General features: G+C 49.3%; 20 protein-coding genes. 8 read left to right on the plus strand and 12 right to left on the minus strand.

All coding sequences use genetic code 11. The annotated features are described in order from the left end of the window. Positions 1-181: 181 nt before the first annotated feature. Together HP401_RS03325 and HP401_RS03330 are read left to right on the plus strand one after the other, a co-directional pair. Positions 182-649 (plus strand): OsmC family protein, encoded by a 468-nt coding sequence (locus HP401_RS03325; RefSeq protein WP_087348463.1) that lies wholly within the window; start codon positions 182-184, stop codon positions 647-649. Positions 650-758: 109 nt separating this feature from the next. Beyond that, on the plus strand, positions 759-1,478 hold the full coding sequence (locus HP401_RS03330; RefSeq protein ID WP_254456988.1) for a DUF4097 domain-containing protein: 720 nt from the start codon (positions 759-761) through the stop codon (positions 1,476-1,478). A 101-nt stretch (positions 1,479-1,579) separates the two neighbouring features. On the opposite strand, the gene HP401_RS03335 is transcribed toward HP401_RS03330, so the two are convergent. The 9 genes from HP401_RS03335 to HP401_RS03375 all read right to left on the minus strand — a co-directional run bounded on the left by HP401_RS03335 (position 1,580) and on the right by HP401_RS03375 (position 15,127). Continuing rightward, a complete protein-coding gene (locus HP401_RS03335; RefSeq protein ID WP_172139534.1) occupies positions 1,580-2,413 on the minus strand; it encodes an undecaprenyl-diphosphate phosphatase in 834 nt (277 codons plus the stop codon). A 442-nt stretch (positions 2,414-2,855) separates the two neighbouring features. Then, entirely contained in the window at positions 2,856-3,920 is a 1,065-nt protein-coding gene (locus HP401_RS03340) for a glycosyl hydrolase family 18 protein (RefSeq protein WP_173604052.1), read from the minus strand. A 27-nt stretch (positions 3,921-3,947) separates the two neighbouring features. Beyond that, a complete protein-coding gene (locus HP401_RS03345; RefSeq protein ID WP_173604053.1) occupies positions 3,948-5,708 on the minus strand; it encodes a polysaccharide deacetylase family protein in 1,761 nt (586 codons plus the stop codon). Between the two features lie 36 nt (positions 5,709-5,744). Beyond that, positions 5,745-7,628, minus strand: coding sequence for a glycosyltransferase family 2 protein (locus tag HP401_RS03350; RefSeq protein ID WP_173604120.1), 1,884 nt, complete (start codon positions 7,626-7,628; stop codon positions 5,745-5,747). 27 nt (positions 7,629-7,655) lie between these two features. Then, positions 7,656-8,969: a nucleotide sugar dehydrogenase gene (locus tag HP401_RS03355; RefSeq protein ID WP_173604054.1), complete on the minus strand. Its 1,314-nt coding sequence runs from the start codon at positions 8,967-8,969 to the stop codon at positions 7,656-7,658. 34 nt (positions 8,970-9,003) lie between these two features. Further along, entirely contained in the window at positions 9,004-10,458 is a 1,455-nt protein-coding gene (locus HP401_RS03360) for a polysaccharide deacetylase family protein (RefSeq protein ID WP_173604055.1), read from the minus strand. Between the two features lie 261 nt (positions 10,459-10,719). Continuing rightward, complete coding sequence (locus tag HP401_RS03365; protein ID WP_173604056.1) at positions 10,720-12,144, minus strand: aldehyde dehydrogenase family protein; 1,425 nt, start codon at positions 12,142-12,144, stop codon at positions 10,720-10,722. Positions 12,145-12,170: 26 nt separating this feature from the next. Continuing rightward, positions 12,171-13,520: a 4-aminobutyrate--2-oxoglutarate transaminase gene (gene gabT / locus HP401_RS03370; RefSeq protein ID WP_015893916.1), complete on the minus strand. Its 1,350-nt coding sequence runs from the start codon at positions 13,518-13,520 to the stop codon at positions 12,171-12,173. 203 nt (positions 13,521-13,723) lie between these two features. Then, positions 13,724-15,127 (minus strand): sigma-54 interaction domain-containing protein, encoded by a 1,404-nt coding sequence (locus tag HP401_RS03375; protein WP_173604057.1) that lies wholly within the window; start codon positions 15,125-15,127, stop codon positions 13,724-13,726. A gap of 144 nt (positions 15,128-15,271) precedes the next feature. On the opposite strand from HP401_RS03375, the gene HP401_RS03380 reads away from it, so the two are divergent. Further along, positions 15,272-15,454, plus strand: a complete 183-nt coding sequence (locus HP401_RS03380; protein WP_173603954.1) for a hypothetical protein — start codon at positions 15,272-15,274, stop codon at positions 15,452-15,454. Positions 15,455-15,599: 145 nt separating this feature from the next. On the opposite strand, the gene HP401_RS03385 is transcribed toward HP401_RS03380, so the two are convergent. Continuing rightward, positions 15,600-16,268: a class I SAM-dependent methyltransferase gene (locus HP401_RS03385; RefSeq protein ID WP_254456989.1), complete on the minus strand. Its 669-nt coding sequence runs from the start codon at positions 16,266-16,268 to the stop codon at positions 15,600-15,602. A 112-nt stretch (positions 16,269-16,380) separates the two neighbouring features. Between HP401_RS03385 and HP401_RS03390 the strand changes: the two genes are divergently transcribed. Next, positions 16,381-16,755, plus strand: a complete 375-nt coding sequence (locus tag HP401_RS03390; protein WP_173604058.1) for a BlaI/MecI/CopY family transcriptional regulator — start codon at positions 16,381-16,383, stop codon at positions 16,753-16,755. A gap of 4 nt (positions 16,756-16,759) precedes the next feature. Further along, positions 16,760-18,193 (plus strand): M56 family metallopeptidase, encoded by a 1,434-nt coding sequence (locus HP401_RS03395; RefSeq protein ID WP_173604059.1) that lies wholly within the window; start codon positions 16,760-16,762, stop codon positions 18,191-18,193. A 70-nt stretch (positions 18,194-18,263) separates the two neighbouring features. Here HP401_RS03395 and HP401_RS03400 read toward each other — a convergent pair whose 3' ends face one another. Both HP401_RS03400 and HP401_RS03405 read right to left on the minus strand, forming a co-directional pair. Then, entirely contained in the window at positions 18,264-19,040 is a 777-nt protein-coding gene (locus HP401_RS03400; RefSeq protein ID WP_173604060.1) for an arylamine N-acetyltransferase family protein, read from the minus strand. 58 nt (positions 19,041-19,098) lie between these two features. Continuing rightward, positions 19,099-20,853, minus strand: a complete 1,755-nt coding sequence (locus HP401_RS03405; protein WP_173604061.1) for a sigma-54 interaction domain-containing protein — start codon at positions 20,851-20,853, stop codon at positions 19,099-19,101. A 263-nt stretch (positions 20,854-21,116) separates the two neighbouring features. On the opposite strand from HP401_RS03405, the gene HP401_RS03410 reads away from it, so the two are divergent. Genes HP401_RS03410 through gcvPB form a run of 3 tightly spaced genes read left to right on the plus strand, consistent with a single transcriptional unit; the run spans position 21,117 to position 24,942 of the window. After that, on the plus strand, positions 21,117-21,899 hold the full coding sequence (locus HP401_RS03410) for an SDR family NAD(P)-dependent oxidoreductase (protein ID WP_173604062.1): 783 nt from the start codon (positions 21,117-21,119) through the stop codon (positions 21,897-21,899). Between the two features lie 51 nt (positions 21,900-21,950). After that, a complete protein-coding gene (gcvPA, locus tag HP401_RS03415) occupies positions 21,951-23,336 on the plus strand; it encodes an aminomethyl-transferring glycine dehydrogenase subunit GcvPA (protein ID WP_173604063.1) in 1,386 nt (461 codons plus the stop codon). 16 nt (positions 23,337-23,352) lie between these two features. Further along, positions 23,353-24,942, plus strand: coding sequence for an aminomethyl-transferring glycine dehydrogenase subunit GcvPB (gene gcvPB, locus HP401_RS03420; protein ID WP_173604064.1), 1,590 nt, complete (start codon positions 23,353-23,355; stop codon positions 24,940-24,942). Positions 24,943-24,986: the final 44 nt, after the last annotated feature.

Below are 24,986 nucleotides of genomic sequence, written 5' to 3' on the forward strand. Positions count from 1 at the left end.
CCTTCACTATCTAGGTAAAAAAAATAAAGGTTTGCTCACCCTTTTGGAAAGATTTTTGGAATCAAATTTGTTGTTGAAAGTGGCACTTATCCGCCTAATAAATGTAAAAATATTCATAATGATCATTGGAAAACTATGGTAGAGTTTACTTGTGTTGATTATCCAGAAGGGAGTGTGCATCATGCCTGTTGAAACATTCAAAGCAACTGCACATCTACAGAAGGGAATGGTTGTGAAGGCCAGTTCCAGAAATTTCGAGGTAACCATCGATGAACCAAAAAGCTTGGGGGGGACGGATACCGGCATGAACCCGGTTGAACTGGTACTCTCTGCATTGGGCGCATGCCAATCTATCGTTGCCAGAGCATATGCTAAGAAGTTTCATGTTCAACTCGACGATTTTTGGGTGGAAGTCGAAGGCGATCTCGATACGGATGGCTTCATGAACAAGTCTGATGTCCGACGCGGGTATTCTGAAATCCGATACACCTTTCATATCAAAACCGATGCTCCTAGAGAGCAAGTCGAGTCTTTTGTGGAATTTTTAGAACAGACATGCCCGGTTGGAGATACGATTGCGAATCCTGTCACTCTTAAATTAAACGGTATTGTTATTGAAAAACCGAGCGAGATAAAGGCGAATGATTAAATAAGCTTATGATCAATGAAATCAGTCTCAGGTTGGTTATTTTCATTTTTTGGCTTTAGTAAAATAGGGGGGGATAAATTACCACAGAGAGAAGAGATGAAGGAGTGACATGATGCCTTTACTCCCCCCTAAAACGTTAACTCATTTCCCGATCGGAGCTATAAAAAATCCCGCAATAGTCAAACAGATAGACGCAATTGGACTCGAGGAGCTATACATCGATGTGAATGTCCTCGGAAACCTGATTATTTGTTTTGACGCAAAATCCGATGCTACAGTGGTTTCGGCAGGTGAAGAGCACCTTCTTCCTGCGCGTATCGAACGAGTTGATCGTACTCTTGTTATGGAAGGACGTAATATCGGGACATACTTTCGCCATAGACAGAAGCAAAAAATCCTTTCAGAGGTTCATGTTCCCATACAAACAAAGGTCAGTGCCTCATTTACCGGGGGCGTTATGGTTTTGAATGGTGGAGAAGGAGATATAACGATACAAGGTCAATTCGGAGAAGTTGCCGGAATCACACATTCCAAAAACATTAACATTCAAATGCGTGGCGGTGACGTCTCCCTCAATGAGCTATCAGGAAATGCTTCGATTCACCTTTCTATTGGGAGTGCCACTTTGGGATGGACAGAACTACGAGGAACCGAGCAAATCAATATCCAATGCGGATTGGGTGGGGTTGATTTACTGTTCCCTCCTCACATTACCCCTGTTGCAGAATCTGGCGGACCCTTCAAAGGGAAGAAAATTACTACTCTTCCGGGTACAAATATCCATGCAAGGGTTGGTTTCGGTGGATTAGATCTTTTAAATTGGAGCTAGAAGAATCGGATGAAAAGGAATAATAACCTCCCATTCACTTCAAAAAAGCCGGTTAACGCTTAAAGCGTAACCAGCTTTTTTGTACCCTACTTTTATGGATCTTACATAAACACAAAGTAAATAACTGCTGCCAGCACCAGACGGTAAATCGCAAAAGGTGTCAGCTTGATGCGATTAATCAGCTTCAAGAAGAATCGGATCGACAGGAGCGCAAACACAAACGCGCTAATAAAACCGATGACGAAAAACGGAATGCTGTCCATTGTAATCGCATCCCAACGCTTCAACAGCGACAAAAAGCTCGCGCCCGCCATGATCGGCACCGCCATAATAAACGTGAAGTCTGCCGCCGCCCGATGGCTCATGCCCAACAGTACGCCCCCCGAGATCGTGGAACCGGAACGGGAAAAGCCAGGCCACAGGGAGAAGCATTGAATAAGTCCCACCAGAAATGCCTGCTTGTACGTAATCTGATCAACCGACTCGATCTTGGGACGTCTTGGTCGGAACCAATCCGCAGCCAACATAAGCAAAGCGCCCAGAACGAGTCCGATTACCACGGTCTTCGTCGAGAACAAATACTCATCGATGTAGTCGTCAAACAGAACGCCGAGAATCCCCGCAGGAATCAAACCGACAATGACCGTAACCAAATTCAGTCGAGGTCCTGCCTGAACCTCACGCTTACCCGCCAGTCTGTTGAGGCCGAGCAAGCTCATAAACCGATCCCACATCAAAACCACGACAGCCAAAATCGAGCCGAGCTGAATGACAATTTTGAAGGTGTTGGCCACTTCAGGTGAAAACAAATCTTTCGTATGGAACAAAAAGTCATCCACGATGATCATGTGACCCGTAGAGGAAACAGGGGCAAACTCAGTCAAACCTTCTACTAGCCCCAGCACAATCGCAACAAAAGCTTCCCAGAGACCCAAAAATTCCACGCTCCTATGAATGATGTCCAAAATCAATAGGCAGCAGCCGCCCTGTAAAAGAGCAGACTACCGCTTCTAGCATTATAACGTTCATCTCCGGTACAAAGTTACATCCTGATCGAAAAACATTCTAGTAAATTCCGGATGGGTTATCCCCACAGTGGTAGCCATCTTGCTTTTCCATATTCATTCTATCATTGAAAGATGTGAATCAAGAGCTGCGTAGGAAGAAGCGAATTTTCAGTCCAAGCGCCTCTGGAGCCCAGCCTAGCTTCGGAATAAATGGCGGGGAATTTCAGCTTCACTTATGAATGACATCCTCGAAACTTCTACGTTTGAAGCGCTCCCGCCATTTATTCCGAAGCGGACAGTCAATCCCCCCTTGCGGGGCGTAGGCCGAAGCGTAGACTGGAAATTCGCTTCTTCCCTCCACCACAGCCCCTCATCGATTCACATATTGCAACGTCCCATCCCCCATGTCACCAAGTCGCCAAAGCGCAATTTTCTCAATACCCGCTTTCTTTGCAACCGAAACCCATTGAGACAGCGTTTCTTCATCCGCATACCAGACTGTGTGCTTTTTGCCGTCTTCACCGATATAGTCAAAGTACAGACTGCCGCTCGCTTTATCCCGCTTGGGTGGCTCGATACTCGACACAGCAAAGTCTGCTGCCTGCTTTTCCGTCACTGCCGTCACTTTTCCATCACTAACCCAGTCAAATCCGCCTACAGATAGGGCCATGACTTTATCACCCGGCACTTTTTGCATGCGATGGGCAAGCTCCTCAATAAATGCATGATCAGCTTTGGGCCCTGGCTCTGTATTCGTACCGTACAAATTATAAGCCATCATGACGTAAGTAGGACCCTTTGGCAATGCCAACTCTTCAATCGGCGCGCGCGGCTCCAATACGATGCGAAGTGACTTTCCTTCCTTCTCCATATGCTGATACAGGGTATGGATAAAAGTAAGGAAGTTGCCCCAGTCTTTCTCGTCAATTCTCTCATAATCAATTTCTAAACCATGAAAGCCATTCTGGATCACGGCATTCTTGATCTCCATAATGTGCTTGCTACGGCTTGCATCTGTCGCCATGAGCCGGCTGACAATCGACGGGTCCTTTTGAACCTGCGTACCATTACTGTTAAGACGATCATTCACAATGGTCAAATCGAGATCGACATAGCTGCCCTGCTTCGATGCTTCCTTGATCTCAGGCATCGCCTTGGTCATGCGATCAGTAAAGTGCAGCTTGTCATTTTCATCAAAATACGCCGCGAAGACCTGCACACTGGACAAGCCATCCGTTATCCTGCGGAAATCCTCCAAACCGGATTCCCACTGCCAGTCTACCACCCAGGCAGACAATTCGGTCGTGTTGTTAGCCGCATCTACGCTCTCTAAGCTTGCGGTATCATTCCATTTCATCATGTACCATACGAGGATGACACACACTACTATCAGAAGAGCAGTCAAAATGATCGATCGTTTCTTGATGTTTGACACCTTACACAGATCCCCCTTGTTTCGGATTTAAAAGGTGTCGATGACCCAGTCCATTGTGGCAGAAATAGCTTTCTTGGTCGAACGAAAGATTCCTGCAAGCCCTGTCTGCACATTACTGAACAGCATCTGTTGCTCACCATTTGTTTGTTCCAGGGACGCAATCTGTACGTCCGCAAACACCCCGTCGTAAATGTCGTCCTTTTTGTTCACATCACTATAGGCGGCTTCCAATGCAACACCACCGCTACTAATGGTTGGGTCGATCTGTTGCTTGTCCAAGAGTATTGTATTGTCCACAGAAACACTGAGACGATCGCCTTGAACAGTCATTTCGAATGGACGCGTATTTTTAATGTTGATCGGGTATTTTTCCAGCTTAAGAGCACCAGACTCGCCTTGCTCTCTCGTATAAACAGAGGCACGGTCGAAGGTCAAATCTTCGGGATTCCAAATCACTTGGCTCAATTCCGTTTTGAAAAGCTCCTGTACTTCGCCTTTTTCCTTCTTCTGCTCGACGCGCAGCTCATTATCATGCAGGACGACTCGTACAAAGCTGCCTTTTTCCCGATCATAGCGCAAATATATGGACTGTTTGCCAATTACATTCCCTTCCAGCTTGGCAGAAAGCTTGATATCCTTCTGGCTGTCGCTGTTTTTTAAATATAACATGCCAGAACCAGCAGCTGGAGAGGTCAGGACGATCTGATCCTCCATAAATTGCGCGGTGCCACCGAGACGGTCCCACTCTTTGGCTTGCTCTTCATCGCCGCGAACGAAGCGAATCTTCTCGCCGGTGTCTTTTTGGATGCGCATCAACAAATGATTGGTGTACCAGTACGGCTCTGGCTGCACGCGGGTCAGGTTGTAAAGATCGCCCTCGCTGTCGTTGTAGGCGGTTCCTTCCCGGTTAAAGTGCATCGTAAAATACTTTTTGATATTCGCGTCGTTCGCATCCGCTACCAAGCGATTCATCCCGCCATACAAGGTGTTCGCATGCATGATCATATAGGCACCCGGGACAAAGCCCAATTGATTCATATACGTATCATTCATCAGCTTGTAGTCTTCGTTGATTCGCGCTTCCATCTTGCTTCTGTCTTCTATCGGGATCATATTGCTGTCACGGATAAAGTCCATCAAGTAGTGATTATAATAGCCTACCTTTGTTTTATTCGATAACTCACTCTCATCCTTCACCCCGATGAAATTGCCCTGATCATCAAACACATTGATGTACGTCAACCGATAGCCGTTGGAACCGAGCTCCCAGAAGCCATTTTCCATCATTTTTTTCATGTCTTCCTGCTGCAGGAATTTGTTCTCGCTGTTTCCCATCTTGTTGCCGTAAGACAATGCCGTTGCTTTGAAGTTGTACTTCTCCAAAAGCGGCTGGGCAAACAAGCTGGAATCGTTGCGGCCATCTTCAAAGGCTAAGAACAGTGCCTTCTCAGGAAGTGGCTTCTTCTTCTTGTAAAAGTCCAAAATATCTTGTTGCGAGATCGTTTGATAGCCCTGGTCATACAACGCCTGCAGCTGCTCGTCCAATTGCTCCTTGGCTACTAATTTCGGTGTACCCGTACGACCTACGCCAAAATAGGAGATGGCGATAAAGCCTTTGTCATTCGTCCAGCTCGCTTTATTCGGCTCCTCATACTTCTTCCAATCAAATACGGCATTATATAACATGACACCCAGGACGACTAAGATTGCGACCTGGCTCAGCGTTTTGATGAATTTATTGCGATCTTTTTTCCGATAGTCCAAGACATCGCTCGTCGTTTTCCCCATAACTCCTGACACCCTCACTCCCTTTGTCTTTCCCTCTTAAAATGGCAGCCCAAAGCCTTTTTTGTTCTTCTTTCGGGCCTCTTTTTTCAATCTCGCTTCGACGTCCTGCGGCGTTTCTCGCGTACCCCACGTAGATTTCCAGAATGTCACCCAAGCCACAGGCATCTGCCACAACAGCACCAGCTCATAAAATACACAAAAGACAATCCCGAAAACCCATAGCTTGCTTCTGCGGAAAAACAGATGGGCCAAGCTCATTAAGAGCGCCATCAACAGCAAGCCCATTAAAAACGTGCCCGGGAAAACGTGATGAACGAGCGGGACGTATATGAGGTTGTACAGAACGATGACGGGGGCAGCGATAGGAACAATCAGACCAATGTAAAAGAAGATCGCCATAAAAGGCTCCTTGCGCCAAATAAAGCCGCTGGCACGCAAAGATTCCCTCAACCACGAACGCTTCCAGCGCATCTGCTGCTTCAAAAATACATTCATGTCAGATGGCACAATCGTGGAGCAAATCGCGGAATCCTGATAGCCTGTCCGATGTGTTCGCAAAATAAAGTTGGTCATGCTTCGGTCATCGCCAAAAGTGGCAGGCTGCCCAAGAAACTTCTGATTCAGCCATGCTTCGGAATGCTGCAAAATCAATTCCTTGCGATAACAAGACAACGGCCCAGACAAGCAAGTAACACTGTCAAACCACGACTCAGCCGCTTTCATGATGCGAAAGGCAATGTAGTAACGGACGGTTTGCAGCTTGGTGATTGCGTTGGTGAACTTGTTTTCCACATCTGTACGCCCTGCAACACCACCCATTTTCGGGTCTTGGAAGGGCTGTACGAGGTTGCGAATCGCAGTCGGTTCCAAAAAGCTGTCTGAATCAACAAAAACAACCAAATCGTGCTTAGCCATTTCCACACCTTTGACCAAAGCGACCCGTTTCCCGCCGTTTTCAGAGAGAATATGCATCTTCACGCGCTCGCGGGTCATATAGCGCTCGGCCTCGTTATGAATCATATCGATGACCTTTTGAATCTCTTCTGCTGATCGGTCTGTCGAGCGGTCGTCTACCACGATGACCTCCAGCTTATCAATCGGGTAGTTCTGATTCACACAACTCAAAATCGTCCGGTGAATCCACTGCTCTTCGTTGAAGCACGGAATAATGATACTCACGCCCGGTGTATAGTCCGAATTGACGGGAACCCCCCGATAAAGAGCACCAAATAAATACCGTGTCAGCAAAAAGGCAGCGGCAATCAAGCTGTACAAATACAAGTACATGTTGTATTTGAAATAAATCACACTCTCCGCGCGCATGAGCACGATAAACGCCGCAGCGAAAAACAGGAAAGTACTTGCAATATAAATGGCGTATCCCCAGCGTTTTTTGCGAAAATAGTCAGTCAGCGGTTTGGAAAACTCGAAGGCGAGCATGAACTTCTGACGCCCGTCCTCCTCCTGGGTAAACGAGCGAACAACCGCTGCATCCAGCTTCACCGTTGACTCATAGCCTTCTGGCATTGTACCTGGCGGGATTGTGCAATGGATCATAAACACTTGTCCCACCTGGAGGTCTTCCCTCTCCGAATCTAGTTCAACTAATAGTCCAGTCGAAGAAATGTCGACGGCTCTGGCCTTGATTCCGTCCTTGATCCGCTGTTTTTTGGTCAATAGCGTCACCGGGAAATCCGCCATATAGCGCAGACTCAGCATCCGAATGCGATTCAGGTATTCCGGGTCCTCCAGCTTTCCTGACTCATCCGAATCTTTAGCACCGCGGCGGTCCACTTGGACACGAATTTTCTCCGGGTCTGGCACATTCGATAGCACGCGCCTCTCTGTTTTGGAAACCGTCAGTACTTCTTCGATTTTCTCTTTCTTTCTTGGCTTTATTTTCTCGATCAACTGTTTCATCACTGCCGCTCTCTCCCCTCCACTGCTTTATAAGCTCCAGTAATGAAATCCACTGTTTACAAAGTCAGCTTTGGAATAAATCTCTTTTATATCGATCATGATTTTTGCCGCATTCTTGCCGTACATCGTGGCAAAATCAGCGACTTCCATCTGGGCAAAAGGAGCATGCGGGACCGCTACAACCACAATGTCCAAGTCGTGGAGAGCCTTCATCTCTGACAGCTCGATGCCGTATTCCTCGAATGCCTCCCGCGGATTCACCATCGGGTCTACGACTAACGGATTCATGCCGTATTCTTTCAATTCCCCAATAATATCCGTCACCTTTGTATTTCTAATATCTGCGCAATCTTCTTTGTAGGACAGGCCTAATATGCCAATCCGTACATTTTGAAGATCGAGCTTCGCGCGAACGGCCATCTTAATAATCTGTTGGGCGACATATTTCCCCATGCCATCATTAATGTGTCTGGCTGCCAAAATGATGCGGGAGCGATAGCCGCTGTCTTCTGCTTTGTACGTTAAATAGTAAGGGTCAATACCAATGCAATGCCCGCCGACCAACCCCGGTGCAAAAGGGAGGAAGTTCCATTTGGTCCCTGCCGCTTGCAATACTGCTTTTGTCGGAATATCCATCTGATTGAACAGCATCGCCAGCTCATTCATAAACGCAATATTGACATCCCGCTGGGCATTTTCAATGACTTTTGCCGCTTCCGCTACCTTGATGCTTTCCGCTCGGTAAACGCCCGCCATGATCACGAGCTCGTAGACGCTTGCTACGATTCCAAGTGTTTCTTCATCCATCCCCGATACGATCTTGACGATGTTTTCCAAGCGATTTACTTTGTCTCCCGGGTTGATGCGTTCTGGTGAATAGCCGATCTTGAAGTCTATACCACAATGCATGCCCGATTCCTTCTCCAAGATCGGCAAGCAGACATCTTCGGTTGCCCCAGGATAAACCGTTGATTCAAAGACAACGACTGACCCTTTTTTCAACTGTCTGCCCACCATGCGAGACGCGCTTTCTACATATTTCAGGTCTGGAACATTACCGCTTTTGACCGGGGTAGGCACGGCCACGATAAAAAATCGCGCTTCCTGTAATCTATTTTCATCTGAAGTGAATTCAATAGCAGCTTCACTCGTCAGTTCCTGATCCACGCCCGCATCATGAAAGTTTCCCTTTTGATAGGCTGCTACCTTCTCTTTGTTTACATCAAATCCAATCACAGAAGCACGTTTGGAAAGTGCCATCGCTATCGGCAAGCCTACGTACCCAAGACCGACGACAGCAATTTTTTCCTTCCTCTCCACAATCCCTTCGTACAAATTCATAAGCTGGCTCCCTCTCCCTGTTTTATTTTGGGCTTTATTGGCCAAACATCTCTGTCATGGGTACAAGTGTGTATCCTTTGCTTCTAAGCTGGTCAATTACGATGGGCAACGCCTCTATTGTGTGAATGTCATCGAGCATATGTAGTAGAATCACGCTTCCGCTCCGCGTCTGCTCCATAATGTCTTTGACGATATCGTTCGCACTTCGTTTCTTGTCGTAATCGGACGGCGTCACATCATAAATCGTAATATCCTTGTAGCCCGTTGCTGCAATCGCCTTGAGTGTCTGTTCGTCGAACGCCCCGGTTGGCGGTCTGAAATACATCGTCGGCTTCTGCTGAATAGCTTCGGTAATGATCTGATGGGCTTTGACAATCTCTTTTTGCAATTCTTCCGGCGCAATTTTGGTATTCACCGGATGAGAATAGGTGTGATTGGCTACATCGTGTCCCGCTTCCGCAATCGCTCTCGCCAAGTTTGGATTTCTCTCTACACCATCTGCGCGAAGGAAAAACGAAGCCTTTACTCCTTTTTTGTCCAAAATATCGAGAATCTTCGTAACGGTTTGATCCGTACCCCAATCATCGAAGGATAAGGCGACCATCTTTTTGTCTGTTTCTTTTCGGTAGATGAGATTTGGCTTGGCTTCGTCATACGCCTCATTCATTTTGGCTGCATCAAAACCCGGAATTTCTTTCAGCGGCTTACGCTCCTGACCTTGTGCAATCAACTTATGTAATGGGACGAATCTGTATCCGACATCAGTAGCTGCCTCTGCGAGAAGACGGATGTTTTCGATTACAGACTTGTTCTCTTCTGTGTCCATCTCAATGATGCCGCCGCGATTCATATATTTTCGTAAATAGTGTCTCTTGTCAGCTTCCGTCTCTTTTTGCCAATTGTGCAGAAACAGACTGGAGGACACGACGGCTTCCTGTCCATTGTGAGCAGCTACCAAACGGAGATCGTCGTTGTATTCACCCGACTTCGTTCTTACATACCGCGGTGTTTTGCCCGTTTCTCTTTGAATAACCTCATTGGTCAACTCGATGTCTTGGTACATTTTCTCGTAAGGTTGGCCCTGCAAGTCCGATTTGTTCAACGTATTGTTTTCAATCTCGTGACCTCTGGCGACAATTTCTCGCGCAATGTCAGGCTCCTCAGCTACTCTCATTCCTGGCATGAAAAAAGCTGCCTTGATGTGGTACTTATCCAACTCATCTAGCAATCTTTTCATTGTGTCCTTATCCGCCATCCCATTAAAAGTAAGAGCAAGCTGTCTTTGCGTCGTATAGACCATCGACACTGCCTTGCTCTTTTCCCCTTGGTAACGCTCGATTTTTTCAGGTTTGGCTGGCGCAGGCCCCTTATCTGCACCGTTTTCATTCCCCTGAAACAGTGAACAGCCTGCCAACAATGCCACGATCGCTACCAGGGAGATCCAGTGAAATAATCGGAACCCACTGGCCCCTTTCCTATGACTAATCATGATTGTCCCCTTTTCATGTAAGAAATGCCCTTTACGCATAAAAAAACGACTATTTCATCTGCGCAACAAGCAAAGTGTAATCAAACACTCTTCCGCAAAAATGAACATAGTCTGCCTCCACACGCTAGACTAACATAACCATCTAAACCTAACAACTTTATGAAGCGGTTTCATATATGACAATTTATGGGGATAGGGAAAATCGCCTTCAAGACGCTATTCTCAAAAAAAGACGAGCCTCATCGGGCCCGTCATTCGCTGTTACAGCTTGATCGCAATTAATTTTAGTTCCGTTAATTCCTCGACCGCATACTTGATACCTTCGCGACCAAAACCACTGTCTTTCACACCGCCATACGGCATGTTGTCTACGCGGAACGTCGGAATGTCGTTGATCATCACGCCTCCGACCTCCAGCTCTTCCGCTGCGCGCATAGCCGCGTGAATGTCACTCGTATAGATGCCTGCCTGCAAGCCGAATCGGGAGTCGTTTACCGCTTCAATCGCTTCGTCCATCGTCTCAAACGGTGTAACGACTACGATTGGACCGAATACCTCCTGGCAAGAGACGGCAACATGCGCACCCACATTGGTCAGAATCGTAGGGGCAAAGAGGTTGTCACTGACAGGCTTCCCGCCAGTAACTACGTGTGCGCCTGCTTCTACTGCTTCCTGTACCCATGCGCCCATGCGTTCATGATCCTTGGCGGAGATCACGGAGGACATGTCTGTCGCTTCGTTCAGCGGATCACCTAGCACGAGCTTTTCTGTGCCAGTCTTAAACTTCTCCAGGAATTCTTCGTACTTGCTCTGGTGTATATAGACGCGTTGCAGCGAGATGCACACTTGACCACTAAAGGAAAAGGCACCCGTCACGCAACGATCAATCAACGCTTGTGTAATTTCCACGTTGTGGTCGATGATCACTGCGGAGTTGGAGCCAAGCTCCAAGGTCACGCGCTTGAGTCCCGCCTTGTTTTTCATGGCGATTCCAACCGCAGGGCTTCCCGTAAACGTAATCGCGGCAATTCGGCTGTCACTGACCAGCTTTTCGCCTACGACTGCTCCTTTTCCAGGCAAAATATTGAGCGTTCCTGCTGGCAAGCCTGCCTCTGCGAAAATATCAGCCAGGATCAGCGAGCTAAGCGGCGTCTGACTCGCTGGCTTCAGCACGACGGTATTTCCTGCGGCAATGGCAGGCCCGACCTTGTGCGCCACGAGATTGAACGGAAAGTTAAAAGGCGTGATCGCGCCAACTACGCCAATCGGCTTTCGTACTGTAAAAGCAAGACGACCTTCACCACCCGGTGCTGCATCGAGCGGCACCGTCTCTCCGTGAATGCGCTTCGCTTCTTCCGCCGCGAACTTGTAGGTCTGGATTGTCCGAGCGATTTCTACACGACCCGTGCGAAGTGGCTTGGCGGCTTCCTGTGCGAGGATGACCGCCAATTCCTCCTTGCGTGCTTCCATAATCGCAGCAGCCTTCTCTAGTATCAAAGCTCGCTGACTAGCTGGCATTTTTGCCATGACTTTGGCAGCAGCTTTTGCCGCCTTAATTGCCTCGTCGACGTCATGATTATCTGCCTGAGCGATTTCAGCCAGCAGCTCCCCGGAATAAGGGGAGTAGAGCGGCGCGTATTCTTTTGCTTCTTTCCATTGTCCGTTGATGTAGAGATGCTTTTTCATGAGTATGGAGACCCCCCTCGGGCGTTTTAGTTCGTCACGTATTGGCTTTTCAGTACATCCGTCATAATGTCCAGCGCCTCTTCCAGTTGCTCGTCTGTAATAACCAGTGGAGACAGGAAGCGCAGTACGTTGCTGTGGACGCCAGCAGAAAGCACGATGACGCCAGACTCGTAGCAGCCTTTGGTCAAGCCAGCAACGAGCTCTTTCGCCGGTTGTTTGGTTGTGGGATCGATAAATTCTACGGCGCACATCGCACCCAGTCCGCGCACCTCTGCGATTACAGGGAACTCTTTTTGCAACGCGTGGAAATGCGCTTTGATCTTGTCCCCGATCACCTGTGCACGGCCAGACAGGTCTTCGCGCTCCATTTTCTCAATGACTGCCAACGCCGCTACGCAGCCAAGCGGGCTTCCTCCATAGGTACCGCCGATCTCACCCGGGTTTGGCGCGTCCATGATTTCTGCGCGTCCCGTAACCGCAGAGATGGGCAAGCCTGCCGCGATGGATTTGGACATGGTGATGATATCTGGCTCGATACCGAAATGGGTAGAAGCAAACATGGCGCCAGTACGACCGAAGCCTGTTTGAATCTCATCGGAAATAAATAGGATTTGATGCTTTTTACAAATGTTATAGACACCTTGAACGAAGGACACAGGCGGAACAATAAAGCCGCCTTCTCCCTGAATTGGTTCCATAATCACGGCAGCCACTTCTTCCGGTGCAACCTCAGTCAAGAGGAAGTCCTCGAACTGACGCACGCAGAATTGCGCGTACTCATCATCTGTCATGGATTCTGGCTTATTCAGTGGATACGGGAATTGCGCTTTATACGTAGCGGGAGCGAATGGACCCATCTGGAATTTGTACGGCTTCACTTTGGAAGTCAGGGACATGCCGAGAAGCGTACGACCATGGAAGCCGCGGCTAAAAGAAATGATGCCTGGACGTCCTGTGTATTTGCGGGCGATTTTCACCGCATTCTCTACTGCTTCTGCTCCGCTGTTTGCGAGCATCGTCTTCTTTTCAAAGCTGCCTGGGGTGATTTGCGTCAGCTTCTCAGCCAAGGCCACATATGGCTCATACATCCCTACATGGAAGCAAGGATGAATGTATTTGTCGAGTTGCGCTTTCAGTGCCTCAACTACTTCCGGCGGGCAGTGTCCGGCATTCAGTGTCCCGATCGCTCCGGCAAAATCGATGTACGTATTGCCATCTACATCCGTAACCAATGCACCTGAAGCTGACTCTACAAAAACAGGGGTGTTGTTGCCGACACCTTTTGGAACGAACTGTTTTCTTTTTTCAATCAGGGCTGCTCCCTTAGGACCTGGCACACCTGCAGCTACGTTTACAAATTGACGTTGTTTGGACATATGGTTTCCTCTCCTCGTTCGAGATGGTATTGGTTGAATTGCTTGTTTGTAAACTCAACTACAATATGTAGCAATACCTATGCCAAACGCCAGAGCATGATGAAATCACGTTTCCCACACTACGTGTATATCAAATTATTCATTTTTGAATCAAAAACACCAGAATGCTCGATTCATTTTTGAATAAAATATTCATTTTTGAATCACTTGGAACGAATCCGATACTTTTGCAGCTTCCGTACGACAGAGGGCTGGCTAATGCCGAGAAACTCCGCGATTTCTCCCGTGGTCCGGCAGTGCTCGGATGCATAGCGCAGCCATTTTTCCTCTACCTGCTCCAGTGCCTCCCGAAGCGACATCTTGGAAGTAGCCAGACTCGGCTCCATGGCTACCTGCTCTTCCCCTGCCAACCTGATTTCCGCAGGTAGATGCGAAGAAGTGATCACCTCTTCGTCCGCTGTGACCACCATTCTCTCCAAGACGTTCTCCAGTTCGCGCACATTACCCGGCCACTCGTGCTGCATCAAGGCATGTGTGACAGCAGGGTCCAGACGCTTGTCCATTCCGTATCGTTCATTGAGCGAGCGCACGACGCGCTTCAGGAGAGCTGCGATATCCTCTGGCCGATTTCGCAACGGCGGGACGTGGATCGGGACAACATTCAGACGGAAATACAGGTCTTGTCGGAACTTTCCTTCCTTCACCATCTTCTCCAAATCGCGATTGGTGGCGGCAATCAAACGAAAATCCACGTCGCGGTACTGTGTGCTCCCAACGCGTTGCAGTCGTTTTTCTTGAATTACCTTCAATAGCTTGGCCTGCAACGTCAGCGGCAGTTCCCCCAGCTCATCCAAGAGGAGAGTCCCTTGGTTCGCCATCTCGATAATCCCTTGCTTGCCCTGCTTGGCGGCTCCTGTAAACGAACCAGCCTCATATCCAAACAGCTCGGATTCCAGCAAGCCCTCCGGGATCGAGCCACAGTTGATCTCCACGAATTGTCCACCCGCACGACGGCTATTGCGATGAATCTCTTTTGCGATCACATTTTTCCCGACCCCCGATTCCCCGAGGATCAGGACAGTCGAATCGACAGCCGCCACTTTTTTGATGAGACGCTCAATGGCTTGCATCGGCTGACTCACTGCCACGAAGCCCTCCTGATGCTTTTCGCGCAGCTCCTCAATCTCGGTTTCAAACTGCTTGAGCTGCTCAGTCAGACCTTCGTAGCGCCGTTTCAATTCCATAATTTCAGTCAGGTCATGGGAATAGCTGATGACCGAATGCATGCTGCCATCCTCGTTCCAGACGGGAAATGCCGTCACCATCAGCTTTCGACCGCCGGGTATTTCCTGCATGATCGTCTGCGGCGTCTTGGCATCCATGACTTTTCGCGTGACAGATGGAGAAAAGACCTTCCTTTTTTCCAGTTCGATGACGTTCTTGCCCAAGAGCTCTTCCTTCCCGATGCCGTACACTTCATAGGACGAATCGCCAACCAAGCGGATGTACCCCTCATGGTCCGTAATTAACAAATGATCGCGAGACGTTTCAACAATGGCTTCCAATACGCGGCTCATCCACTTCTGTGTGCTCTCTTCTTTCTTCATCTCTTCGCCGCCTCTCACACGCCGTTATGTCCGATCTGTGTTTATTTTTTCATTATAGAAAACAGCAAGAACAACGACAACCTATGAAAAATATGTAAAAATGGCGATAATAACAAGCCCTGCAAGATAGAAAGGATGGTAGGAATGACGCCCACAGTTGGAGACATCTACTGTGTTTTTGTTGAAAAGCTGCAAAAGTACACAGCCTGCCAGGTCACATCGATAAAAGAGTCTGGCTCGAGTAAATCCAACCTCATCAGTATCCTCGAGCTGGACTGGAGCAGCGATACATTGCCTGATGAATCAGAGCTGTACCGTGCTCGATGAGCTGCTTCAGTCGGCAAAACAGAATTTGGCTACTGCGGGTGTAGAAGTAGATGTGGACGAGCTTTTTACTATTTTTGATCAGACACGTGATTTTTGAGTGAGAAAAAAGACGCCGCCTCTCCTACAGGAAGGCGGCTTTTGGTGCTTAGCCATTCTTTTTGATTACCCACGTACTCATGCAACGCTGTCCGGCTACATTCACCGTTTTGATTGGCTCCAGGAACACGCCTTGCAGTTTTTCCGTCATACCTAGCATCGTCCGTTCATTTACGAGAAAACGAGTGCTTCCATCCGGCAACAAATAACGTTCGTTTCCTAGTGGCTGTACAGCATCCTCAATCCCAATCGAGGAAGCAAGGCGCATGAATAGAATGCCTCCTGGCTTCAGTACCCGCCACAGCTCCTCTAGCATCTGGCGAAAATGCTCTTCGTTTTCAGCAAAATGTAGAACGGCATTACTGATAATGAAATCGAAGCTTTCGTTTTCAAAGCTCATGCTCTCAATCGGTTCCACACGAGCACGATCCGCTGGCCAGCTCGGCGCCAGTTGCGATGCCATTCGCTGTACAGCCTCAATGGCTTTTTCCGATTGGTCAACCGCGTACACCGGATAGCCATTTCGCAAAAAGTAGACCAAATTCCGCCCCGAACCGCAACCGGCATCGAGTATCTGCATTTCCTTCGTAACCCTTCCCTTTAACAACTGATCAAACAAGTAAATATCTATATCGCCAAACTGCTCGGCCAGATTCATCTCTATCACAGCCTTTATCCGATTTTTCTTCAGTGTATCAATTCGCTCGTCATCTTCCAACGATGCTCATCTGGAACGGATTTACAAAATGATAGTTGACACCTGATGACTACAAGTGTAATCTTTAAAACAGAATCAACGACTACAAATGTAATCGACGGAGGTGTCTTACTTGGACGAGCAACCGCGAATCACGGATGCCGAGTGGGAAATTATGAAGGTCATCTGGGCAAAGTCACCCGCTACAGCAGCCGATGTCATCCACGCCCTGCGAGACAACAAAACGTGGAAAGACAACACAATCAAAACCTTGCTCAGCCGCCTGTTGCAAAAGGGTATTCTCACCTATGAGCAGGTCAATCGCGTCTACTATTATTCCCCTGTGCTCACTGAGGAAGAATGCAAGCGCCAAGAGCGCCAATCCTTTTTGCAGCGCGTGTACGGCGGGGCCTTAAAGCCCATGCTGGTTCACTTTTTAAAAGAAGAAAAGCTATCCCCCCACGAGATTGACGAGCTGAAAAAAATCCTTTCCGAAAAGGAGAAATAAGCTGGTGGATTGGCAATGGCTCACACTCACCCTCAATCAAGCATTTACGTGGACACTGTATAACTCCATCGAGGCTAGTCTCCTTGTGCTCCTGATCTTGCTCTGCCAGCAGCTCGGCAAAAAGCATTTCTCCATCCGCTGGCACCACACTGTATGGTTCTTGCTTCTCTGGAAGCTCGCGGTTCCTTGGTCGATAGACAGCTCGATCAGTTTGTATAACTGGCTGCCTCCTTCGCCTTGGACATCCATGCAGGGAGCGCACCCGCCTACGGAACCGATTGTTCTCGCTGCTGAGTCTTTACATCGGCAAGAATTTGCCCTCCAACCAGATTCCTCTCTAGCAAACGAAGCGAGCTTTTCCTGGATCAGCCTGCTTTCCCTCATCTGGATCGGCGGTGTCGCCGTTTTTGCTATCACCATGACTCGCAGTATATATCGATTGCTTTCTCAGCTAAAAAACGATGGGTTCGTACAGGATAAAGCTGTTTTGCGCGTCTTTTCCCACTGCCAAAAGCAGATGGGCATCTCCAAATCCATTCCCCTGCGCATGAGTCATCAGATGACGAGCCCAGCCTTGATGGGAATCTGGCGACCGCAAATTTGGCTGCCGGCAAATCTTTTAGACAAGCTCAATGAGCATGAGCTGCGTCACATCTTTTTACATGAGCTGGCGCATTGGAAAAGACGAGATATTCCTGTGAACAGCATCATGAGCGTGCTGCTGATCCTCAACTGGTTCAACCCGCTGTTATGGTACGCCGCTTCCCGCATGCGTCAGGATCAGGAAATGGCTTGTGATGCCTTGGCTTTGACTTATTTACAGGAGACAGAGGTACCCCGCTACGGATACACCATGATCAAAATGCTCGAGCTGTATGCCGACGCCAAACAGATTCACTTCACAGCCGGGTTCTCCAGCTCCAAAAAACAAGTAAAAAGGAGAATAGAAATGATTCGTCACTTTCAAAAACGGGCGTATACGTGGACCTTATCTGGTATCGTGGTCGTCTTGGCTTTAGGCGTCTTTACTTTGACGGATGCAAAAAAAGCACTCGGGAACGAGCAGACCTTCATCGTCCCCGCAGAAGGTACAATCAAAAGCCCTATTGATCAAACAATCGGCTTGCAAATCTTAAACGACCTGAATACGCCCGTTCAGGCTGCCGCCTCCGGTAAGGTAGTCAAGGCTGAATACGATACAAAAACAGGGAAGGGCAATCAGGTCATTCTGGAGCATGAAGGCGGGTATCAAACCGTTTACTCTCATTTGGAAAAGCTGGAGGTCACCGCTGGCGCTACTGTGACCCAAGGCCAGCTCATTGGGCTGTTGGGAAGTACGGGACGAAGCACGGGGCCGCATCTTGCTTTCCAGGTTCTCGAAAATGGAATACCCGTTGATCCGATGAAGCTGCTGGAAAATTCAAAAACGCAGCAGTAACCTCATAATGAAACCCATCAGGTTACGAACATCTGATGGGTTTTCGTTTTTAATCGCTTCTCCTTTTTTCTTATAACCCAAAATGCTGCTTTGCCAGCTTTTTAAACCGTTCCTGATCAATTGTCTCTTTCGTCATAACACCATCCACCCATTGCGTAAAAGAACTGTTCGTCAACGTAACATTGCCTCTCTCCGTCAGCTGCGTAAGCAATGGGCTTTTGTTGAAGGGAGATTGTTCATGATCAGCGATAATCGTCTGAATCTCGTTTAATTCCGTTTCATCCGTCACCAGCTTCTGCGAATCAAACGTATAGCCGATCCTCCAGTCCGTATCCTTGTGCCGCAGCTTCATTTCGAGTACATAATCGCCATACTCCGTCTGCTCTTTCTTAATCCGAAATTCACCATTGCGCGAAGACACGGTCTCCCCGGTTAACGGAACAGGCTTCAACGGCAGGTTCGAACCGAAGCCCGTGTCGAGCAAATACGTTTGCCCCTCATGTGTAAGCAAAATCGTGGCATGCGTCCGGCCAATCGTGTAATACTCGCCAACGTCATGCCTGTAAACAACGCCGCGAATCAGATGGGCGTCAAAGCCATTTTCCAGCAAGAAGAAATACAGCATCGGATTGAGCTCGTAGCAGAGACCGCCTTCGTTTCTGACCAATATCTTCTCCATAATGGACTGTCTGGAGATTACACTCGTTCGCTCATCTATAACACACAGGTTTTCAAAAGGAATCGCCAATGCTGTCAGATCAAGGAGGCGATCCAATGTATCGAAGGTAATCGTTTCATTTTCAGGCATGCCGATTCTTTTCCGAAATAAGGCATTCATCTCACTCATGCTTCTTCCTCCCACATTGTTTCTCCCATAAGTTTACACCAAGCTCATGCCCGATTCCTTAAATACCGAGCAGCTTTAGCTTCCGATACAAAGTGCGGAGCCCAATCCCGAGTTCTTCCGCTACCCGCTGCTTTCCTTTCAAATCACTGCCGTGCTTTTGAAGGGAAGCACGAATGGCGTCCGCCTGTGCATCGGCGACCCTCGCTTTGATAGCTGGACCTGAATGCGACGGAGCCGGAAGAGGACGAGCACGAAGGCGCGGAGGCAAGCTGTCCGCAGTCAGAACCGTGTCTTGCTCCATGTTCATGGCGTACTCGATGGCGTTTTCCAGCTCCCGCACATTGCCCGGCCAATGATAGTGTGTGAGGAGGTTGATCGCCTCTCGTGCTATTCCGAAAAAGGTGCGTCCTGCTTGTTCTCCGTACTTTTCCATAAATGAAACAGCCAAAAGCTCGATGTCTTCCTTGCGCTCTGCGAGTGACGGGACGTGTATCGGAATGACGTTCAACCGATAATACAGATCGGCACGAAACGCTTTTTTCTCCACGAGCTCCTCCAGGTTCTGATTCGTCGCGGCGATGATTCGTACATTAATGGGAAACGACCGCGTGCCGCCGATCCGTTCCACGACCTTTTCTTGCAAGACGCGCAGTAGCTTTGCCTGCAAGGAGAGCGGCATATCGCCGATTTCATCCAGAAAAAGCGTACCTCCCTCTGCCATTTCGAACCGCCCCGGCTTTCCTCCCTTTTTGGCCCCCGTAAACGCGCCGTCCTCGTAACCGAACAATTCGCTTTCGAACAGATTTTCCGGAATGCTGGCACAATTGATGGCGACAAACGGGTAGTAAGCCCGCGTGCTTGCCTCGTGAATCGCTTTTGCCAGATGCCCTTTGCCTGTCCCTGTTTCGCCGGTAATCAGTACCGTGGAGTTGCTGTTACCGATTTTCATCGCCATTTCTTTGACCTGCTTGATGGCTGGGCTGTTTCCCACGATTTGAGCAAAGCTATCCGCTTTTCCGGGCGAACGGCTCCCTTGATGATCCATCAAACGTGGAACGGTTAGCGATCCCCTCTGCACGCGGAGCACGCCGCCGATGAGCTGATCGTTGACGATGATCGGCGTAGCCTCGGTCGGAGCGTCCAGCTTGTCAACGAGACAGTTGGCGATCGGCAAGGAATGCGTGGCCATCCCGGATAAAGACGGCAGCAGCATCCGAGAAACCTCCGCTGGCAGCAGTTCATGTTGGGACAGTAATCTACGTGCGCTGGCGTTCGTGTGAATGACATTGCCACTTCGGTCAAAGGTGAAATACGCATCGGCAACGGTATCCAGTGCTCCCTCCAACAGCCGCATGGAGTCATCAGATGATTCGGTCTGTCTCGTCGCATGGGACTGTACAATCGCTGTAATCATCTCGCTGACTTCTGTCAGGATTTGCTGGTATCTCTCTGTATGCTTGGACAGGCGATTTTGACCTTCCTTCGTAAAGGATGTGAGGGAAACGACCCCGATTGCATGATTGGCTACCTTAATAGAAGAGAGCAGCTCGACTTTGGCGGGGCAGCTGTCGAGAAAACGGCATCCTTTGCACATTTCCATGGAGCCGGGTTTGTCTACCACATACTGTCCTTTTGCCAACACGAATTCAATCGAGGGCACATGCACGTTTTCCCCTTTTTGTTTCAAGTAGCGCTCCGTACTCACGACCAAGAGGCCTCGCTCGTTAATCACCGCTGCATCCACGTTCAATATATCTGAAATGCTTGTAATGACCTTTTCGATGGCTGGTTTGCACAGATCCAACGAAACCATGGATACCCTCCCTGCTTATTGTCCTTACTCTCTATTTTATGAAATATTTAGACAGTTCACAAATATTTTGCCACTGATGTTTGCCAATCATGACAACTCATTGCCACTTTTGTCATTGCCGTGACGGTACGAAGCACAGTCGGAACTTTGGAAAATCGGCTTTTTTTGCGATCCAGTAAGGAGCATGTTACCCAGCGGGATTCACTCCGCACTTGGCACAGTGATTGCAATATAAACTTTTCAACTAGGGGGAGTGATCAACCATGGTAAACACGAACGAGGTATTCCATCTGCAAGGAAAGGTAGCCTTGGTGACAGGTGCTGCTTCCGGTATCGGACTTGCCACAGCGAAACGACTGGCCCAATTTGGAGTAAACGTCATGCTGCTTGACATCAACGAGGAGTTCGGGGAAAGGGCGGCACAAGAAATCGTAGCAGAGGGCGGGTCTGCCCGTTATTTTACATGCAATGTAGTTTCCCAACAGGATTGTCGTGAAGTAACGCAAGCGATCGAGGAAGCGTACGGTCGCATCGATATTTTATTCAACAATGCAGGCGTGATCAGAAGAAAGACGGTCGTCGAGCTGGAAGAGGACGATTGGGATCTGGTCGTGGATGTCTCCTTGAAGGGGGCTTACAACCTCTCCAAATTCGTCATCCCTGTCATGGCGAAAACAGGCGGGGGCAGCATCATCAACACTGGCTCTGGCTGGGGCATCAAGGGCGGTGACAAGGCGGCGGCCTACTGCGCGGCAAAAGCAGGTGTCGTCAATCTGACACGGGCAATGGCAATTGACCACGGTCCGCAAAACATCCGAGTAAATTGCGTGTCACCAGGCGATACCGACACACCTCTGTTGCGTGAAGAAGCGCGTCAACTAGAAAAGGATGAAGGAGCATTCCTCGCCTCCTCGGCTCAAGGACGTCCGTTGGAGCGTCTCGGTACTCCGCAAGATATTGCCAATGCTGTCCTGTTCTTTGCCAGCGATCTGTCATCCTGGGTGACGGGTTCCGTACTGGTCGTCGACGGCGGAGGTTTGGCTTAATTTTTCGTTATTCCGACTGAATATTCGAACGAAGAGATGGAGGAACTTGAGATGAGTGTACAGCGTTATGCCCACCCGTATATTCCGAATTCTGCACCTGAAGTCAAAGAGAAAATGCTTACCGAAATCGGCTTTTCCAGCATCGAGGATATCTATGCGGACATTCCTGAGGAGCTGCGCCTAAAAGACAAAATGAATATCCCGAAAGCTTTGACAGAATACGAGCTGGAACGCCACGTCAACCAGCTGATGAACAAAAACAAAACGACGAAAGAAAATATCAGCTTTCTCGGCGCAGGCTGCTGGCCGCATTTTGTTCCGGCTGTCTGTGATGAAATCAACTCCCGTGCAGAGTTTGTGACCGCCTATGCTGGTGAGCCTTATGAAGACAAAGGCCGCTTTCAAGCGTTGTTCGAGTACCAAAGCCTCGTAGCTGAGCTTGTCGATATGGATGTCGTGAACGTTCCGACTTTTGACTGGGCACAGGCTGCTTCTACTGCTCTGCGCATGGCAGCACGTATCACCAAACGCACCGAGCTGTTGGTCTCGAAAAATATCCATCCCGACAAGCTCATGATCATCAAAAACTATACGTCCCCTGATCTTACCGTCACCTTGATCGATTTTGAGAACGAAACAGGCAGACTTGACCTGAATGATCTAAAAGCAAAGCTCAGTGTGGATACAGCAGCGGTTTATTTCGAAAACCCGACCTTCCTCGGCTCTGTGGAAGTAAACGGACAGATAATCGCAGACTTGGCCCATGCAGCAGGTGCCATTTGCGTAGTCGGCGTCGATCCCATCTCTCTTGGCGTAATGGAAGCTCCGGCGAATTACGGCGCGGACATCGTGTGCGGAGATTTGCAGCCGCTTGGCGTACACATGCATTACGGCGGTGGGCAATCCGGCTTTATTGCGACGCATGACGATCCGATCTACGTCATGGAATATCCGTCCCGCTTGTTTGGAATCGCTCCGACAGAGGTCGAAGGCGAATACGGCTTTGGAGATGTCGCGTACGACCGCACCTCTTTTGCCAAACGTGAAAAAGGCAAGGAGTCCGTCGGAACGCAAACCGCGCTATGGGGCATTACCGCAGGCGTGTACTTGGCGACGATGGGACCTGTCGGCATGGAAGAAGTCGGGCAAGGCATCATGCAGCGCTCCCAATACGCCGCCAAACAGCTCTCTTCCATTCCCGGAGTCGAGGCCAAATTTGCCGCTTCTTTCTTCAAGGAGTTCGTGATCGACTTCTCGCAAACAGGCAAAACCGTCAAAGACATCAACGCTACGCTTCTCGCCAAAGGAATTTTCGGCGGAGTTGATTTGACTGAACACTACCCGGAATTGGGTCAATGTGCGCTCTACTGCGTCACGGAGGTTCATACCCAGGAGGATATTGATACACTCGTCGCCGCCATAAAAAACATCGTGTAAAAGGAGGAAACCGACCATGAAAACATCCGAAGGAACCATCGACAAAATGAAACGGATTCCGAGAGACCATAAGGTACGCCGTTTTCACCAAGCAAAGTGGGATGAGCCTGTCATTTTCGAGCTGAGCCAGCCCGGTGAGCGTGGCGTCGAGGTACCACCCGTCGAGCCACTAATCGTAGAGACCGTAGGCGATGGCATCTCTCAGCTGCCAGACAGCCTGCGCCGAAAAAAACGGCCAAACCTTCCCGAGGTCAGTCAGTACCGCGTGATCCGTCATTACTCCCGCATTTCGCAGGAGGTTTTGGGGTCAGATTTTAACGTAGAGATCGGGCAAGGCACCTGCACGATGAAATACTCCCCGAAAATCAATGAACGCTTCGTGCGCTCGCCGAAAATGGCGGAGCTGCATCCATTGCAAGACGAGTCCACTGTCCAAGGGATGCTGGAGATGACGTATCAGCTCGATCTGTACCTGCGAGAGATATCGGGAATGGACAAATTCTCGTTCCAACCGGGCAGTGGCACACAGGCGTTGTTTACCCAAGCCTCTATCGTGCACAAATACCACGAATCCCGCGGCGAGGGAGAGCAGCGCAACGAGTTTATTACCACCCATTTTTCTCACCCGTCCCAAGCCGCAACGGCCGCAGTCAAAGGCTTCAAAATCATTTATGTACCTGCTGACGAAAACGGCTACCCTGATCTGGAAGCGCTAAAGGGCCTCGTCTCAGAGCGAACCGCTGCCTTTGCCGTAGCGAATCCAGAGGATACAGGCATTTACAACTCTCGCATCAAGGAGTTCACAGATGTCGTCCACGCCGCAGGGGGACTGTGCTGCTACGACCAAGCAAACGCGAACGGCTTGCTCGGCATTACCCGCGCGCTGGAAGCTGGCTTTGACATGTGCTTCTTCAACCTGCACAAAACCTTCTCCGTCCCACACGCTTGCGGCGGACCTGCAACAGGCGCCATCGGGGTCACTGCCGAGCTTGCGCCATTCCTGCCAGGACCGATCGTAGACTTCGATGGAGAGCGTTACTTCTATAATCGTGACTTGAAAAACAGCATCGGGAAAGTCCGCAGCTTTTACGGGGTACCACCTGCTGTCCTGCGCTCTTACGCTTGGGTCCGTGCTCTTGGTGCTGACGGCTTGAAAGAAGTTGCCGAGATCGCTTGCCTCAACAACAACTATCTTTATCACAAAATCCTGCAAATCCGCGGTGCGAGCGCTCCGTATATACAAGGCAGACGTCTGGAGCAGGTTCGCTACAGCTGGCAGCAGCTAAAAGAAGACACGGGCGTCACGACATACGATGTTCAGCGCCGGATGGTCGACTTTGCCCACCATTACTGGACCAGTCACCACCCGTACGTCGTGCAGGAGCCGTTTACGCTGGAACCGACAGAGTCCTATTCCATGGCAGAGCTCGACGAATACGTTGCGGCACTGACCCATATTTCACAGGAAGCTTATGAAAATCCGGAGATTGTCAAAACAGCGCCGCACAATAGTACAGGTCACCGTGTGTTAGAGTCCGTGCTCGATGATCCTGATCAATGGTGCATCACATGGAGAGCTTATTTAAAAAAGACGGCACAAGGATAAAAAGAAAGAAACGCCAGCACGGGATACGACAAGTGCTGGCGTTC

Source organism: Brevibacillus sp. HB2.2, assembly GCF_013284275.1.
Classification (GTDB): domain Bacteria; phylum Bacillota; class Bacilli; order Brevibacillales; family Brevibacillaceae; genus Brevibacillus; species Brevibacillus brevis_D.

Excerpts from the sequence above, each read along its gene's own strand:
- HP401_RS03325 (WP_087348463.1), top strand. The coding sequence starts at position 182 with ATGCCTGTTGAAACATTCAAAGCAACTGCACATCTACAGAAGGGAATG.
- HP401_RS03330 (WP_254456988.1), top strand. The coding sequence starts at position 759 with ATGATGCCTTTACTCCCCCCTAAAACGTTAACTCATTTCCCGATCGGA.
- HP401_RS03345 (WP_173604053.1), bottom strand. The coding sequence starts at position 5,708 with ATGGGGAAAACGACGAGCGATGTCTTGGACTATCGGAAAAAAGATCGC.
- HP401_RS03350 (WP_173604120.1), bottom strand. The coding sequence starts at position 7,628 with ATGAAACAGTTGATCGAGAAAATAAAGCCAAGAAAGAAAGAGAAAATC.
- HP401_RS03355 (WP_173604054.1), bottom strand. The coding sequence starts at position 8,969 with ATGAATTTGTACGAAGGGATTGTGGAGAGGAAGGAAAAAATTGCTGTC.
- HP401_RS03360 (WP_173604055.1), bottom strand. The coding sequence starts at position 10,458 with ATGATTAGTCATAGGAAAGGGGCCAGTGGGTTCCGATTATTTCACTGG.
- HP401_RS03365 (WP_173604056.1), bottom strand. The coding sequence starts at position 12,144 with ATGAAAAAGCATCTCTACATCAACGGACAATGGAAAGAAGCAAAAGAA.
- gabT (WP_015893916.1), bottom strand. The coding sequence starts at position 13,520 with ATGTCCAAACAACGTCAATTTGTAAACGTAGCTGCAGGTGTGCCAGGT.
- HP401_RS03375 (WP_173604057.1), bottom strand. The coding sequence starts at position 15,127 with ATGAAGAAAGAAGAGAGCACACAGAAGTGGATGAGCCGCGTATTGGAA.
- HP401_RS03380 (WP_173603954.1), top strand. The coding sequence starts at position 15,272 with ATGACGCCCACAGTTGGAGACATCTACTGTGTTTTTGTTGAAAAGCTG.
- HP401_RS03400 (WP_173604060.1), bottom strand. The coding sequence starts at position 19,040 with ATGAGTGAGATGAATGCCTTATTTCGGAAAAGAATCGGCATGCCTGAA.
- HP401_RS03405 (WP_173604061.1), bottom strand. The coding sequence starts at position 20,853 with ATGGTTTCGTTGGATCTGTGCAAACCAGCCATCGAAAAGGTCATTACA.
- HP401_RS03410 (WP_173604062.1), top strand. The coding sequence starts at position 21,117 with ATGGTAAACACGAACGAGGTATTCCATCTGCAAGGAAAGGTAGCCTTG.
- gcvPA (WP_173604063.1), top strand. The coding sequence starts at position 21,951 with ATGAGTGTACAGCGTTATGCCCACCCGTATATTCCGAATTCTGCACCT.
- gcvPB (WP_173604064.1), top strand. The coding sequence starts at position 23,353 with ATGAAAACATCCGAAGGAACCATCGACAAAATGAAACGGATTCCGAGA.